Annotated in this window: 13 protein-coding genes; all 13 read left to right on the forward strand. The window is 67.6% G+C overall.

The genetic code is table 11. The features are described 5' to 3' along the window. Window positions 1-245: 245 nt before the first annotated feature. The 13 genes from ftsH to SROT_RS02170 all read left to right on the forward strand — a co-directional run bounded on the left by ftsH (window position 246) and on the right by SROT_RS02170 (window position 12238). Window positions 246-2342: an ATP-dependent zinc metalloprotease FtsH gene (gene ftsH / locus SROT_RS02110; RefSeq protein ID WP_013137363.1), complete on the forward strand. Its 2097-nt coding sequence runs from the start codon at window positions 246-248 to the stop codon at window positions 2340-2342. A 15-nt stretch (window positions 2343-2357) separates the two neighbouring features. Then, a complete protein-coding gene (gene folE, locus SROT_RS02115) occupies window positions 2358-2951 on the forward strand; it encodes a GTP cyclohydrolase I FolE (protein WP_013137364.1) in 594 nt (197 codons plus the stop codon). After that, complete coding sequence (folP, locus tag SROT_RS02120) at window positions 2948-3805, forward strand: dihydropteroate synthase (RefSeq protein ID WP_013137365.1); 858 nt, start codon at window positions 2948-2950, stop codon at window positions 3803-3805. Before folE ends, folP begins: the two co-directional genes overlap by 4 nt. Further along, window positions 3798-4187 carry a dihydroneopterin aldolase gene (gene folB, locus SROT_RS02125; protein ID WP_013137366.1) on the forward strand — a complete coding sequence of 130 codons (390 nt, stop codon included), beginning with the start codon at window positions 3798-3800 and terminating at the stop codon, window positions 4185-4187. The genes folP and folB overlap by 8 nt, the downstream gene beginning before the upstream one ends. Window positions 4188-4331: 144 nt before the next feature. Then, on the forward strand, window positions 4332-4865 hold the full coding sequence (gene folK, locus SROT_RS02130) for a 2-amino-4-hydroxy-6-hydroxymethyldihydropteridine diphosphokinase (RefSeq protein ID WP_013137367.1): 534 nt from the start codon (window positions 4332-4334) through the stop codon (window positions 4863-4865). A 23-nt stretch (window positions 4866-4888) separates the two neighbouring features. Further along, window positions 4889-5335, forward strand: coding sequence for a DUF3180 domain-containing protein (locus tag SROT_RS02135; protein WP_187288054.1), 447 nt, complete (start codon window positions 4889-4891; stop codon window positions 5333-5335). 147 nt (window positions 5336-5482) lie between these two features. Next, window positions 5483-6169: a hypothetical protein gene (locus tag SROT_RS02140; RefSeq protein ID WP_013137369.1), complete on the forward strand. Its 687-nt coding sequence runs from the start codon at window positions 5483-5485 to the stop codon at window positions 6167-6169. 184 nt (window positions 6170-6353) lie between these two features. Next, window positions 6354-7712 (forward strand): DUF6779 domain-containing protein, encoded by a 1359-nt coding sequence (locus tag SROT_RS02145; RefSeq protein ID WP_013137370.1) that lies wholly within the window; start codon window positions 6354-6356, stop codon window positions 7710-7712. A gap of 79 nt (window positions 7713-7791) precedes the next feature. Next, entirely contained in the window at window positions 7792-8664 is an 873-nt protein-coding gene (gene panC / locus SROT_RS02150) for a pantoate--beta-alanine ligase (protein WP_013137371.1), read from the forward strand. Beyond that, window positions 8664-9443, forward strand: a complete 780-nt coding sequence (locus SROT_RS02155; protein ID WP_013137372.1) for a type III pantothenate kinase — start codon at window positions 8664-8666, stop codon at window positions 9441-9443. The genes panC and SROT_RS02155 overlap by 1 nt, the downstream gene beginning before the upstream one ends. A gap of 201 nt (window positions 9444-9644) precedes the next feature. Continuing rightward, entirely contained in the window at window positions 9645-10076 is a 432-nt protein-coding gene (locus SROT_RS02160) for a rhodanese-like domain-containing protein (protein WP_148223309.1), read from the forward strand. Window positions 10077-10097: 21 nt separating this feature from the next. Continuing rightward, window positions 10098-11609, forward strand: a complete 1512-nt coding sequence (gene lysS / locus SROT_RS02165; protein WP_013137374.1) for a lysine--tRNA ligase — start codon at window positions 10098-10100, stop codon at window positions 11607-11609. A 287-nt stretch (window positions 11610-11896) separates the two neighbouring features. Beyond that, a complete protein-coding gene (locus SROT_RS02170; protein WP_013137375.1) occupies window positions 11897-12238 on the forward strand; it encodes a histone-like nucleoid-structuring protein Lsr2 in 342 nt (113 codons plus the stop codon). The last annotated feature ends 188 nt before the right edge of the window (window positions 12239-12426 follow it).

The raw sequence follows: 12426 nt of genomic DNA on the forward strand, positions 1-12426 counted from the left end.
GTGTCTCTCCATTCGCAGAAGCCGTCCGCCCGCTCCGCGCGGCGGCGGATGATCGCCCACAGCCTACGCCGACGCGGATAAGCCGTGGCCCAGGGCCCTGGCCCTGCCCTGGATTTCGGCGGCCGGGCCCGCGCTGCGGCTGCTCGGTTACGCGAAGGCGCGGCTTGGCCGCGCCTTCGCGTAACCTAGACTGGAACTTCTGTGGACGAAACGAGAGGACAGGTCCTGAGCGACCGAACGAGAACATGAACCGATCGGCACTGATCCGCATCGTCGTGATCGTGGCCGCAGCGTTGGCGATCTGGCGGATCTTCTCCTACGTGAGCGACGACACCCGAGGCTTCCAGCAGGTTGACACCTCTGTGGCGATGAAGCAGCTCGACGACCCGGCGAACGTCGAGTCCGCTGTGCTGGAGGACTCCGAGCAGCGGCTGCGGTTGAAACTGAAGCACGCGTCCAGCGACACGGGCGGCAAGACCGACGTCTACGCCGCGATTCCGGGCGGGGCGCTGGACAAAGTCTTCGAACAGCTCGAACAGCTGCGCAAGGCCAACGGTTCGGCGGCCAAATACAACGTCGTCAACAACGACCCCGGCTTCCTCTCGCAGGCGCTCGTCCTGTACGGCCCGATCCTGCTCATCGGCGTCCTGTTCTATTTCGCGATCACCCGGATGCAGAACTCCCCGCGCGGCTTCGGGTTCGGCCGCTCCCGCGCCAAGCAGCTCTCCAAAGACGTCCCCAAGGTGACTTTCGCCGATGTGGCGGGCGCGGACGAGGCGGTCGAGGAGCTCTACGAGATCAAAGACTTCCTGCAAAACCCTGCCCGCTACCAGGCGCTCGGCGCGAAGATCCCGCGCGGCGTGCTGCTGTTCGGCCCGCCGGGCACCGGCAAAACCCTGCTTGCGCGGGCCGTGGCCGGCGAAGCGGGCGTTCCGTTCTTCACCATCTCCGGCTCGGATTTCGTGGAGATGTTCGTCGGCGTCGGCGCCTCTCGCGTGCGGGATCTTTTCGAGCAGGCCAAGCAGGCCAGCCCATGCATCATTTTCGTGGACGAGATCGACGCGGTCGGCCGCCAGCGCGGCGCGGGTTTCGGCGGCGGCCACGACGAGCGTGAACAGACGCTCAACCAGCTTCTCGTCGAGATGGACGGCTTCTCGGAGCGGCAAGGCGTCATTGTCATGGCTGCCACGAACCGGCCGGACATCCTCGACCCCGCCCTGCTGCGGCCCGGCCGCTTCGACCGTCAGATCCCGGTGGGCAACCCGGACATCGCGGGCCGTCGCGCCATCCTCGCGGTCCACGGGAAGGGCAAGCCCATCGCCCCTGACGCGGACCTCGAAGGGCTCGCCAAGCGGACGGTCGGCATGTCCGGCGCAGACCTCGCGAACGTGCTCAACGAGGCGGCCTTGCTCACCGCGCGGGAGAACGGCCAGCTCATCACCACTGCCGCCTTGGAGGAGTCCGTGGACAGGGTGATCGGCGGGCCGCGCCGCAAGAGCCGCATCATCAGCGAGCTTGAGAAGAAGATCGTCGCCTACCACGAGAGCGGCCACACCCTCGCCGGTTGGGCGATGCCCGGCCTTGATCCGGTGTACAAAGTCACGATTCTTGCGCGCGGGCGCACCGGCGGGCACGCGGTGACCGTCCCCGAGGACGACAAGGGGCTCGCGACCCGCTCCGAGCTGATCGCCCGGCTGGTGATGCTCCTCGGCGGCCGTGCCGCGGAGGAGCTGGTCTTCCACGAGCCGACCACCGGGGCCTCCTCCGACATCGACCGGGCCACCAAGGTCGCCCGCACCATGGTCATGGAGTACGGGATGAGCGCCAGGCTCGGCGCGGTGCGCTACGGCGACGAGCAGGAGGACCCGTTCCTCGGCCGCGCCATGGGGCAGCGCTCCGATTATTCGCACGAGGTCGCCAAAGAGATCGACGCGGAGGTGCGCGACCTCATCGAGGCCGCCCACACCGAGGCGTGGGCCGTGTTGGTGGAGTACCGCGACCAGCTGGACGCCTTGGCGACACAGCTGCTGGAAAAAGAGACCCTGCACCAAAAGGAGCTCGAAGAGATCCTTGCGGGCGTGCAGAAACGGCCGAAAATCACCGCCTTCGACGTGTTCGGGGACCGCGCCCCGTCCGACCGCCCGCCCGTGAAGACGCCCAGGGAACTCGCCGTCGAACGCGGCGAGCCGTGGCCGCCGGTTCCTCCGCACGTTCCTGCCCACGCGGCCGGCCAAGATCAGGGTCCCGCCCCGGACGCGCCGAGCCCGTCCCGTGTGCCCGCGCCAGCCTCTGCGAGCCTGGCTTCCGGCCCCCGCGCCGCCCAGCCGCATCAAGCGGGCTGAGCGCACGGAGTCTTCGTGGAGAGCTTCGAGCAGACCAAGTCGGCTTTTGACGACAACAGGGCAGAAGCGGCTGTCCGAGAATTGCTCATCGCCGTCGGCGAGGACCCGGACCGCCCAGGGTTGTCCAGAACGCCCGCGCGGGTCGCGAAGCTGTACCGTGAGTTGTTCTCGGGGTTGGAGCAGAACCCCGAAGACGTGCTCGGGGAGAGCTTCGCCGCCGACCATGACGAACTGGTGCTGGTCAAAGACATCCGCGTGCAGTCGGTCTGCGAGCACCACCTTCTGTCGTTCCACGGGAACGCGCATGTCGGCTACATCCCCGGCGTCGGCGGCTCGGTGGTGGGATTCTCCGCGCTTTCCCGCCTCGTCGACCTCTATGCCCGCCGCCCGCAAATCCAAGAGCGATTGACCTCGCAGGTAGCCGACGCGCTCATGGAGCACCTGCGCCCGCGCGGCGTCATTGTCGTGGTGGAGGCCGAGCATCTGTGCATGCAGGTCCGCGCCGACCGCCAGCAGTCCGCGCGGGTGACGACGTCAGCGGTCCGCGGACTGCTCCGCACCAATCCGTCGTCTCGGGCAGAAGCCTTGGGCTTCATCCTCCGCGCATGACCCCCGCTCTCACGATCATGGGCGTCCTGAACTGCACGCCGGATTCGTTCTCCGGCGACGGTCTGGCCAGCGCGCCGCGAGGGGCGGGCGAGGCGGCCGTGCGCGCAGGACTGCGCCTTGTCGCCGAAGGCGCGGACATCGTCGATGTCGGCGGGGAGTCCACTCGGCCTGGGGCCGCGCAGGTCGACCCGAGCGAGCAACTGGAGCGGATTCTTCCCGCTGTCCGCGGCTTGGCCGCGGCCGGGGTGTTCGTCAGCGTGGACACCTGCGCGGCGGCTGTCGCCAGGGCGGCGCTGGCACAGGGCGCGCGCATGGTGAACGACGTCGCTGGCGGACTGTGCGACCCGGAGCTGCTGACCGCCGCGGCGGAAGCCGGCGCGTGGCTGGTGCTCGGCCATTGGCCCGGAGCCCCGGCCCGCGACCACGGCTATCGCCCCGGCGGGACCACGGCGGCGCTCGTGGCGCAAGAGTTGTCCGAGCGGGCCGGGGCGGCGTTGGCCGCCGGGGTGGCCCGTGATCGGATCATCCTCGACCCTGGGCTGGGGTTCGGGAAGAACACCGAGGAGAACTGGGCGTTGATCCGAGGAGTCCACGAGTTGCGTGCGACAGGTTTCCCCGTGCTCATCGGCGCGTCCCGCAAGCGATTCCTTGGCTCGGGGCTCCCGCTTGCCTCTGGGCATGCCGAGGCCGACCAGGCAGAGCTTGTCTGGCGGGAGGCGGGGACCACAGCAGTCACCGCTCTGGCGGCGACGCTCGGCGCGTGGGGCGTGCGTGTGCACGCGCCACGCCCGAATCGGGCGGCGGCGCGTGCCGCCGCGGAGTTCACCGGCGAAGGAGCACACCATCATGGCTGATCGGATCGAATTGCGCGGCGTCTCCGTCTGGGCCCGCCACGGCTACGGCGACGAGGAGCGCGAGGCGGACCAAGAGTTCCTGGTCGATCTCACGGTCTGGTGCGACCTCGCCAAGGCCGCGCGGAGCGACGACCTCGAAGACACCCTTGATTACGGCGCGCTGGCGGTGCGGGCGGCGCAGATCGTGGGCGGGCCGCCGCGCAAACTGATCGAAGGGCTCGCGGCCGAGATCGCGGAGGACGTGATGCGCGACCCGAGGGTGTACGCCGTCGAAGCCGCCGTCCACAAACCCAAGGCCCCGATCCCCGTGCCGTTCGCCGACGTCGCGGTCATCGCTCGCAGGTCGAGAAGGACGGGCCCTGCGGAAAACTCTCGTCTCTAAAGCCCACTGCTCTCACCCCGCCGCGGCGGGGTGAGAGCGGCAGCGGCGAAGACGAGCAGCGGCAAAAACACAAGAGGACAGCTGCCGGGCGGGCGGCGGCGCTCAAGGGCCCGGAGCCGCCGCGAGGGCGACTATCATTGCCGTATGACCACGGCAGTGCTTTCTCTCGGGTCCAATCTCGGCAACCGGCTGGGTTTTTTGCAGCTCGCCGTTGCCTCGCTCGGCGACAGGGTGCTCGCGGCCTCTTCGGTGTACGAGACAGACCCGTGGGGCACGGCCGGCCCGAACTTCTTCAACGCGGTGCTCATGGCGTCCGATCCTGCGCTCGACGCGCGGGGCTGGTTGGACGAGGCGTTTCGGGCTGAGGCGCTCGCGGGGCGCACGCGCGAGACGGTCTGGGGGCCCAGGACGCTCGATGTGGACGTGATCGCCTGCTATGACGAGGACGGGGCCCCCGTCGTGGTGGACGAGCCAACGCTCTCGGTCCCGCATCCTCGGGCGCATCAACGGGCCTTCGTGCTCGTCCCTTGGCTCCAGGTCCAGCCGCAGGCGCGCTTGGCGGTCGGCGGCGAGGACATTTCGGTCCGCGAGCTCATCGCCCAGCTCGCGCAGGCCGAGCGGGCCTCCGTGCGCCACACCCCGCTCACGTTGTCCGCGTTCACCGCGCACGTCTCATGAATCGCGATGTCATTGTCGGGTGCGTGGCCTGTGTTGCGGTCGGCGCGCTGTGGGCGCTGTGCGGGCCGGGGATCACGACGATGCCCCAACGGCTGTCGTCGGCGGCTCCGCTGATGCTGCTCGGGCTGATGGAGGCGGGTCTGGGCAGCTACCTGAAATCTCGGGTGCGCGGCAATCGGATCGGCCTCGGCCCGGGCCTCACCCCGCCGGTCTTCGTGGCGCGCGTGGGCAGGCTCGCGAGCGCGACGGTGTTCATGGGGGCTGCCTTCGCAGGGTTTTGGGGCTCGCTGGCGGTGTACTCGTTCCTGCGCGCGCACCAATTGTTGGCCGCCGAACGCAATCTGCCCGCCGATCTTTTCGGCGTCGCCGGAGCTGCGACGCTTGTGGCAGGCGCTTTCTGGTCGCGGCGGTGCTGCCGGGCCCCCGGCGACGGCTCTGCTGGATCCTGCGCTGGCGGCGCGGCGCCCTGAACGCCGCGGCAAGCGCAAGGACACAACAAATTCACAGGAGACAGTCAGCCATATTTCAGAACGCACCGTGTACGCTCTGAGGCTATGAGAAAAGTATGGGTCAGTGCAGCTAGTTTTGTGTCTCTTGCAGGCGCTGGGATGTTTTTGATGGCTCCGGGCCACGCGATGGCCGATCCGGACGACGACACGACCCCGGCGACTTCGACTTCTGCTCCCGCCACGGGCGACGCTCCCGCCGCGGACGAAGCCCCCGCGACGAGCGGCTCCCCGACGACGACGTCCTCGTACAACCCGTACGCCACCTCGTCCTCCCCGAAGCCGTCTGCGGAGGACCAGGACGAAGCCGCGCCGACCGCTGAGCCCGGCGACGAGGACGAGGACGCGCCCGCCCGGCCGAGCGTTTCGGCCTCTCCGGCTCCCGCGCCTTCTCCCGCGCCCGCTTCCCCGGAGGCCTCGCCTGCTCCCAAGCCGACCAACCCGGCGCAGGTCAAAGCTGCCGCCTGCACGTTCTCCCGCGAGGTGACCGCGCAGGTCGCGAAGGACACCAAGCAGTTCAACGAGCTCGCCGCCGTCGAGAACGCCAGCTGGTCCGACGAGGATCTGGCCGCTGCGAGCGAGTCCGCCCGCGCCGGTTACCAGACCGCTCTCGACAAGATCCGCTCCACGGTGCCGACCTCCGGGTACCCGAGCGACATCACTGCTGCGCTCACCGACCTCGCGCACGCCGCTGATGACTGGATCTACCTGATCGACAACCAGAACGGCGACATGATTCAGGGCGCGATCTCTGAGTACAACGACGCGGTCGGGCGTCTGCGCACCACCTGCCAGTAGTTTTCCGGACAACGGCGAAAGAGGCCGAACCCGCAGGGGTTCGGCCTCTTTCGCCGTTCATGGAGAAGTTTCTGAGCATGTTCCGAGCAGAATTCCCAGAGAGACCGCATTTGCGAGGTATGGTCTTCACCATGCGTCCGAGTCATGCCCTCATCGCCCCCAGGGGCGGGTGCGGAGTGGCGGTATGACCGAATCGGTGGCCCCGAAGCGGCGGAAGGCGTCTCGTAAGGGGGCCACGCTCAGCGTCGCGTACGCGCTCTGCTTCGTTTTCGCCGTCGGCGCGAGTGTCGCAGTGGTGTACACGGGAAACGACATGTTGATGCGGTTCGGCCTCGTGTTCGCCTTGTGGGCGGCGCTGGGCTGGGCGTTCATCGCCGACCAGTCGCGGCGCAAAGCCGAGCTGGTCTCCGCCAAGGCCTCGGACTACAAGCTCATTTATGATCTGCAACTCGAACGGGAGATCGCAGCGCGGCATCATTACGAGCTTTCGTTGGAGGGCGAGTTACGCCGACAGCTGACGGCGGAGGCGGACTCGGCGACCCACAGCGCGCTCGCGGAGCTCCAACAACAAGTCGCGTTGCTGCGAGGGCAGCTGCAAGAGTTGTTGGATCAGGATCTCGAATACGACCAGCCCGCGTTGAAAGCGAGGGCGACCAGGCTCGATGAGCTTTTGGTGGCGAAGCAGTCGCTGGCCCCCACCGAATCGCAACCGCGCAAACGCGCGGCCCAGGCCCAGGACGACGCGGCCTCGCCTCGTTTGTGGCTGCCGTCCCAGCCGGACCAGGCGCGCCGCGAGCAGCCCCTCGTCCAGGAGCCCTCCGCGCCGGAGACTGTTGTGGAACAGGAAGCCCAGGGCAGCGGCGCCCAGGGCAAGGAAGCGCAGGAGCCTGCCGCCGAGCAATGGCGCCACGACGAACAGCAGGCCGCCTGGCCGCAGCAGCCCGAAGCCTGGCTTCAGGACCAGCGGCGGCAACCAAGTTCCTTGCAAGCCCTCGTCGATCCGGAGCCGCAAGAACGGCCTGCTGGCTGGCAGCAGCCGAAAGCGCCTCCTATGGCGGGGATGGAACCAGCCGCGGCGGCCGGGCAGACGGTTGACTACCCGAGCTGGTACTCCCAATCGGAAGCGGCCCCGTCCGCTGTCGTGGAGCCACAGCAGCAGCAACAGCCGGGAGCCGCGGGCCAGGACGCCGGCAAAGCCCCTGGCTCCGGCAGGCACGAACAGCGCGACGCGGAGCCGCAGCCGCGATCAGAACCCTCGAGCGGCAAAGCCGGGAAGTCCAAGCACGCGGACAAGGCTGACAGGGCCAAGCCCGCCGAGTCGCGCGGCGGCCGCAGGGCCAAGCCGGCGGCGGGCGAGGACTCCTCGGTCCCGGCGCAGGAGCAGAGCGCGGCGGCGGACACGTTGGCCGCGGCCCATGCCTCCGGGCATTCCGTCAACGAACTGCTCTCACGGCTCAGCCCGGACGAGGCCGCCGGATACCATGGTCGGCGCAGACGAGCCAGGGCGCAGGACGCAGCCGTGTCGGACGAGGACATGCGCTGAACCGCGGCAGCGGGCCGAACCCCAGCGAGGCGCGCGCGGAGCCCGATGCGCGCGAAGTGAACGGGAGAAGATGACAAAAATGTCTCTCGGCCATACCGGCCCAGTGCTGTGCCACAGCCCGCAGCAGTTGCGCGAGCTTGCCGACCGGCTGCGAGCGGTCGGCAAGCACATTGCCCTGGTCCCCACTATGGGAGCGCTGCACCACGGGCATCTGGCGCTGGTCGAACACGCCAAGCGCCTGCCGCACGCCACAGTGGTGGCCTCGGTCTTCGTCAATCCGCTGCAATTCGGCCAGGGCGAGGACTTCGAGCGTTACCCGAGGCCGCTCGCCGCCGACCTCGAAGCGCTCCGGCAGAAGAAAGTCCGCGTGGTCTACACCCCGGCCCCCGCCGCGATGTACCCGCTGGACGGGGGCGGCACCCAGGTTGTCCCCGGCCCGCTCGCCGACGAGCTCGAAGGAGCGCTCCGGCCCGGTCATTTCACGGGGGTGCTGACCGTCGTGATGAAGTTGCTCGCGGCGTGCGGCGCGACCTGGGCCGTGTTCGGCGAGAAAGACTACCAGCAGCTCACGCTGATCCGGCAGATGATCCGCGACCTCGACCTCCCGGTGTCCGCCATCGGCGTCCCCACAGTGCGCGAGGAGGACGGCCTGGCCCTTTCGTCGCGCAACGTGTACTTGAGCCCGCATGAGCGCCAGCAAGCCGCAGGGCTTTCGGCGGCCCTGCGCGCCGGAGCGGCCGAGGGCGAGCGAGGCCCTGACGCGGTCCTCGGCGCGGCCCGCGCGACGCTGGAGGGCTACCCTGGCCTCGCCGTGGACTACCTGGAACTTCGAGACCCCGACCTGCGCCAGTGCCCGCAGCGCGGACCGGCGCGGTTGCTTGTGGCTGCCCGGTGCGGCACGACCCGGCTCATCGACAACATGCCGGTCTCGCTCGGCGACGGGGGACGCTGATGCTGCTTGTGCTCGACATCGGCAACAGCAATGTGTCCTTCGGCCTGTACGAGGGCTCGGGCAGCGCCGCGCGGCTGGTCGGCTCGTGGCGGGCGCACACCGACCCGAAGCTCACCGGCGATGAGATCTACCTCGCCGCGGAGGGTTTCCTCGGCGAGCACATCGACCGGGTCGACGGGGTGTCCGCGTTGTCCACGGTCCCGGCTTTGCTGCGCGAGCTGCGTCTGATGATTCCCCGGTATTTCCCTGGGCGCAGGTCGTTGGTGGTGGAGCCTGGGGTCCGCACCGGGGTGCCGCTCCTCGTGGACAACCCGAAAGGGGTGGGAGCGGACCGGGTGGTCAACGCGTTGGCCGCGTTCCAGCAGTGCCAAAGCGCCTGCGTGGTGGTCGACGCCGGGACGACCACTGTGGTGGACGCGGTCTCCGCGAAGGGCGAATTCCTCGGCGGCGCCATCGCGCCGGGCATGGCTATTTCGGTGGACGCGCTTTCGCAATGGGCCGCCACGATTCCAAAAGTGGAGTTGGTCAGGCCGAGGTCGGTGATCGGCAAAAGCACAGTCGAGTCGTTGCAGTCCGGTGTGCTGTTCGGCTTCGCGGGCCAGGTGGACGGCCTTGTGCGCAGGATGATCGGTGAGATCGGCGAGGCGCGCGTCGTGCTCACCGGCGGTCTGGCCCCGCTGCTCGTGGACGAGCTGGCCACGCCGTTCGCGCATGAGCCGGCGTTGACTTTGACCGGGTTGCGGATGGTGTTCGAGCGGCACATCCGCTCTGCTCGGTGATCTGCGCTTGCGCGCGCCGCTGTCGCCCCGCATACTGAGAGCATGCTGCGTTGCTGTTGTTGAACCCGCCTCGGTTCCCCGCCCCGTGTCTTTGAGGGACAGTCTGACGAGCACCGTGTCTGAGAACGCTGTTTCTGAGAAGACGTGGGCGCACAGTTGCAACGCAGAAAGACAACCGCAGTGGCATTCTTCCCGCACACCTTGCCAACTTCCTCCGCCGGCCCGCTGGCTTCGGCCGCTCTCTTCCCGGAACGGCTCGCGGCGCACGACGTCCCGCTTGCCCTCGGCCGCGGCGCGGTCCTCGTCGATATCCGCGCCCAAACCGCTCGTTCCCGCCAGGGGGTGTTGACCGGAGCCCTCGCGATCGACCCGTTCGTGCTCGCGGCGCGGTGCGCGCCCGGCGGCGAAGAGAGCTTGCGGCGCGCCAGGGACACAGCGGTGTGGTGGGTCGTGGTCAGCGCCAACGGGCAGAGCTCTTTGCTCGCCGCGCGCCGGTTGCGGGCGGCCGGGCTCGAGCGGGTGTCGGACGTGGTGGGCGGTTTCGCCGCCTTGCGCGACGCGAGAATGGCCCTTTCGGCCTCGTCCGCCGCGCACGCCAAACGAGAGCAGTCCACCTTCGCCGCCAACCTGTGAGAGCAGGTACGCTGTTCGGCTGTGACTGAACAGACCAGCGAAGACCTTGATCTGCCCGAACAGCTGCGGATTCGCAGAGAGAAGCGGGACCGCGTGCTCGCGCGGGGCGAGGAGCCGTATCCGGTCGAGCTGCCGGTGACGCACGGGCTGGCCCAGATCCGGGAAGAGTTCGCCGACATCGAGACGGGGGCGAGCACCGGTGTTGTTGTCGCCGTCGCCGGTCGGGTGATTTTCCAACGCGACGCGGGCAAACTGCTCTTCGCGACCCTGCAAGCGGGCGACGGCGCCAGGTTGCAGGCCATGGTGAGCCTGGCCGGGGTGGGCGAAGAGCCGCTGGCATTGTGGAAATCGGACGTCGATCTCGGCGACATTGTGTTCGTCCGAGGAGAGGTCGTCAGCTCCAAGCGGGGGGAGCTTTCCGTGCTGGCGGACAGTTGGCAGTTCGCCGCCAAGGCGTTGCGCCCCCTTCCGGTCGCGCATAAGGAGCTGTCCGAGGAGGCCCAAGTCCGACAGCGGTATCTCGACCTGATTATGCGGCCAGAAGCGCGCTCTGTGGCGCGGACTCGCGTGGCGGTGCTCCGGGAGATGCGCTGCGCCCTCGAACGGCGGGGTTTCCTCGAAGTGGAAACCCCGATTCTGCAGACGATCCAAGGCGGCGCGAGCGCCCGGCCGTTCATCGCGCACTCGAACGCGCTCGATATTGACTTTTACCTCAGGATCGCCCCGGAGCTCTTTTTAAAACGATGCCTTGTCGGAGGTTTAGACCGGGTTTTCGAAATCAATCGGAATTTTCGCAATGAAGGAATTGACGCCACGCATTCCCCGGAGTTCACCATGCTGGAGGCCTACGAGGCGTATGGCACATATGACACGGTCGCGGCGTTGACGAGGGAACTCGTCCAAGAAGTCGCGCACGCCGTGTTCGGCTCCACGGAGCTGGTTTTGGCCGACGGCAGCGTGTACGACGTCGGTGGCGATTGGGCTGTTCTGGAAATGTACCCGTCTCTTTCCGACGCGCTCGGCACTGAGGTGGACCCGCAGACGCGCGTCGGGCGGCTGCGCGAGCTGGCGCTCAAAGCGGGTCTGGCGGAGGAGAAAATCAACTCCCTTGGCCATGGCAAACTGGTCGAAGAGCTTTGGGAGCACCTCGTCGGCGACCATCTGCGCGCGCCGACGTTCGTGCGGCATTTCCCCGCCGAGACTTCTCCGCTGACCCGTCAGCACCGCAGTATTGACGGCGTTGTGGAGAAATGGGATTTGTACGTCCGCGGTTTCGAGCTGGCGACTGGTTATTCCGAATTGGTCGATCCGGTCGTTCAGCGAGAGCGTTTCCAAGCGCAGGCCCTTCTGCGCAGCTCGGGCGATGGCGAGGCGATGCCTCTTGACGAAGACTTCCTTGCCGCGATGGAGCACGGCATGCCCCCGGCGGGTGGTTTGGGACTCGGCGTCGACCGGCTTATGACCGCGTTCACAGGGCTCGGAATCCGTGACACAGTGCTTTTCCCCATCACCCGCCCGAATTCTTCGGCGTAAATCCTCAGGACCGTTCCGAGGTTTCGCGCTCGAATGGCCGCCGTTGTTCTCGGGCCGTTGTCATTGTTCTCAACAGGGATTGTCCCGCCTGGTCGCGCCGTGGAGCCATTGAGCAGAAATCCTCGGCGCCGTCACGGGATTTCGATATCGCCCCAGGAGTATGGGCGAGCCGATAGAAAGATTTCCGTGAAGTGTCGTATCCTGTAAGGGCAAGAGCGATGACGGAGCGAATCGAGGAAGAGGCGATTCGCGGAAATGTGAAGATATAAGGAGACCGAGGAAACAATATGGCGAAAAAAGTCACCGTGACCATCATCGACGATGTGGACGGACAGAGCGTCGCGGCCGAGACGGTCTCATTCGGGCTCGACGGGGTGAGTTACACGATCGACCTCTCCGACAAGAACGCTAAGAAGTTGCGCGACGTTTTGGAGCCGTGGATTTCCAGCGCCACAAAGGTGGGCGGGCGCCGCAAGTCGGGCGTGAGCCCTGCGAAGGTCGCCGCGAAGGTCGACAAAGAGCAGCTCGGCCCGATTCGCGAGTGGGCGCGCGCGAACGGCTACGAGGTTTCTCCCCGAGGGCGTGTGCCGCAGCACATCATTGACGCGTACAACGCGAAAGAGCGCTGAACACGAGCCGCCCTTCCGGGCATGTTCGCTCCGGGCGTACCGCTTCAGGGCGCAAATCGCCCCTTCTGCGCGTTCAGTCGGGTATGGTCAGGTATGGCTTTCCATCATGCGACCTCACTGAACGCGTCGCGAAAAGTTCACAAGCAGAGCCTCTGTTGTGAACACGACGACCGCGTTCCCCACTACAG

Source organism: Segniliparus rotundus DSM 44985 (assembly GCF_000092825.1).
GTDB classification, from domain to species: domain Bacteria; phylum Actinomycetota; class Actinomycetes; order Mycobacteriales; family Mycobacteriaceae; genus Segniliparus; species Segniliparus rotundus.

Bases quoted from the DNA above. Each gene is read 5' to 3' on its own strand.
- ftsH (WP_013137363.1), top strand. From the start codon at position 246: ATGAACCGATCGGCACTGATCCGCATCGTCGTGATCGTGGCCGCAGCG.
- folP (WP_013137365.1), top strand. From the start codon at position 2,948: ATGACCCCCGCTCTCACGATCATGGGCGTCCTGAACTGCACGCCGGAT.
- folB (WP_013137366.1), top strand. From the start codon at position 3,798: ATGGCTGATCGGATCGAATTGCGCGGCGTCTCCGTCTGGGCCCGCCAC.
- folK (WP_013137367.1), top strand. From the start codon at position 4,332: ATGACCACGGCAGTGCTTTCTCTCGGGTCCAATCTCGGCAACCGGCTG.
- SROT_RS02140 (WP_013137369.1), top strand. From the start codon at position 5,483: ATGGCTCCGGGCCACGCGATGGCCGATCCGGACGACGACACGACCCCG.
- SROT_RS02145 (WP_013137370.1), top strand. From the start codon at position 6,354: ATGACCGAATCGGTGGCCCCGAAGCGGCGGAAGGCGTCTCGTAAGGGG.
- panC (WP_013137371.1), top strand. From the start codon at position 7,792: ATGTCTCTCGGCCATACCGGCCCAGTGCTGTGCCACAGCCCGCAGCAG.
- SROT_RS02155 (WP_013137372.1), top strand. From the start codon at position 8,664: ATGCTGCTTGTGCTCGACATCGGCAACAGCAATGTGTCCTTCGGCCTG.
- SROT_RS02170 (WP_013137375.1), top strand. From the start codon at position 11,897: ATGGCGAAAAAAGTCACCGTGACCATCATCGACGATGTGGACGGACAG.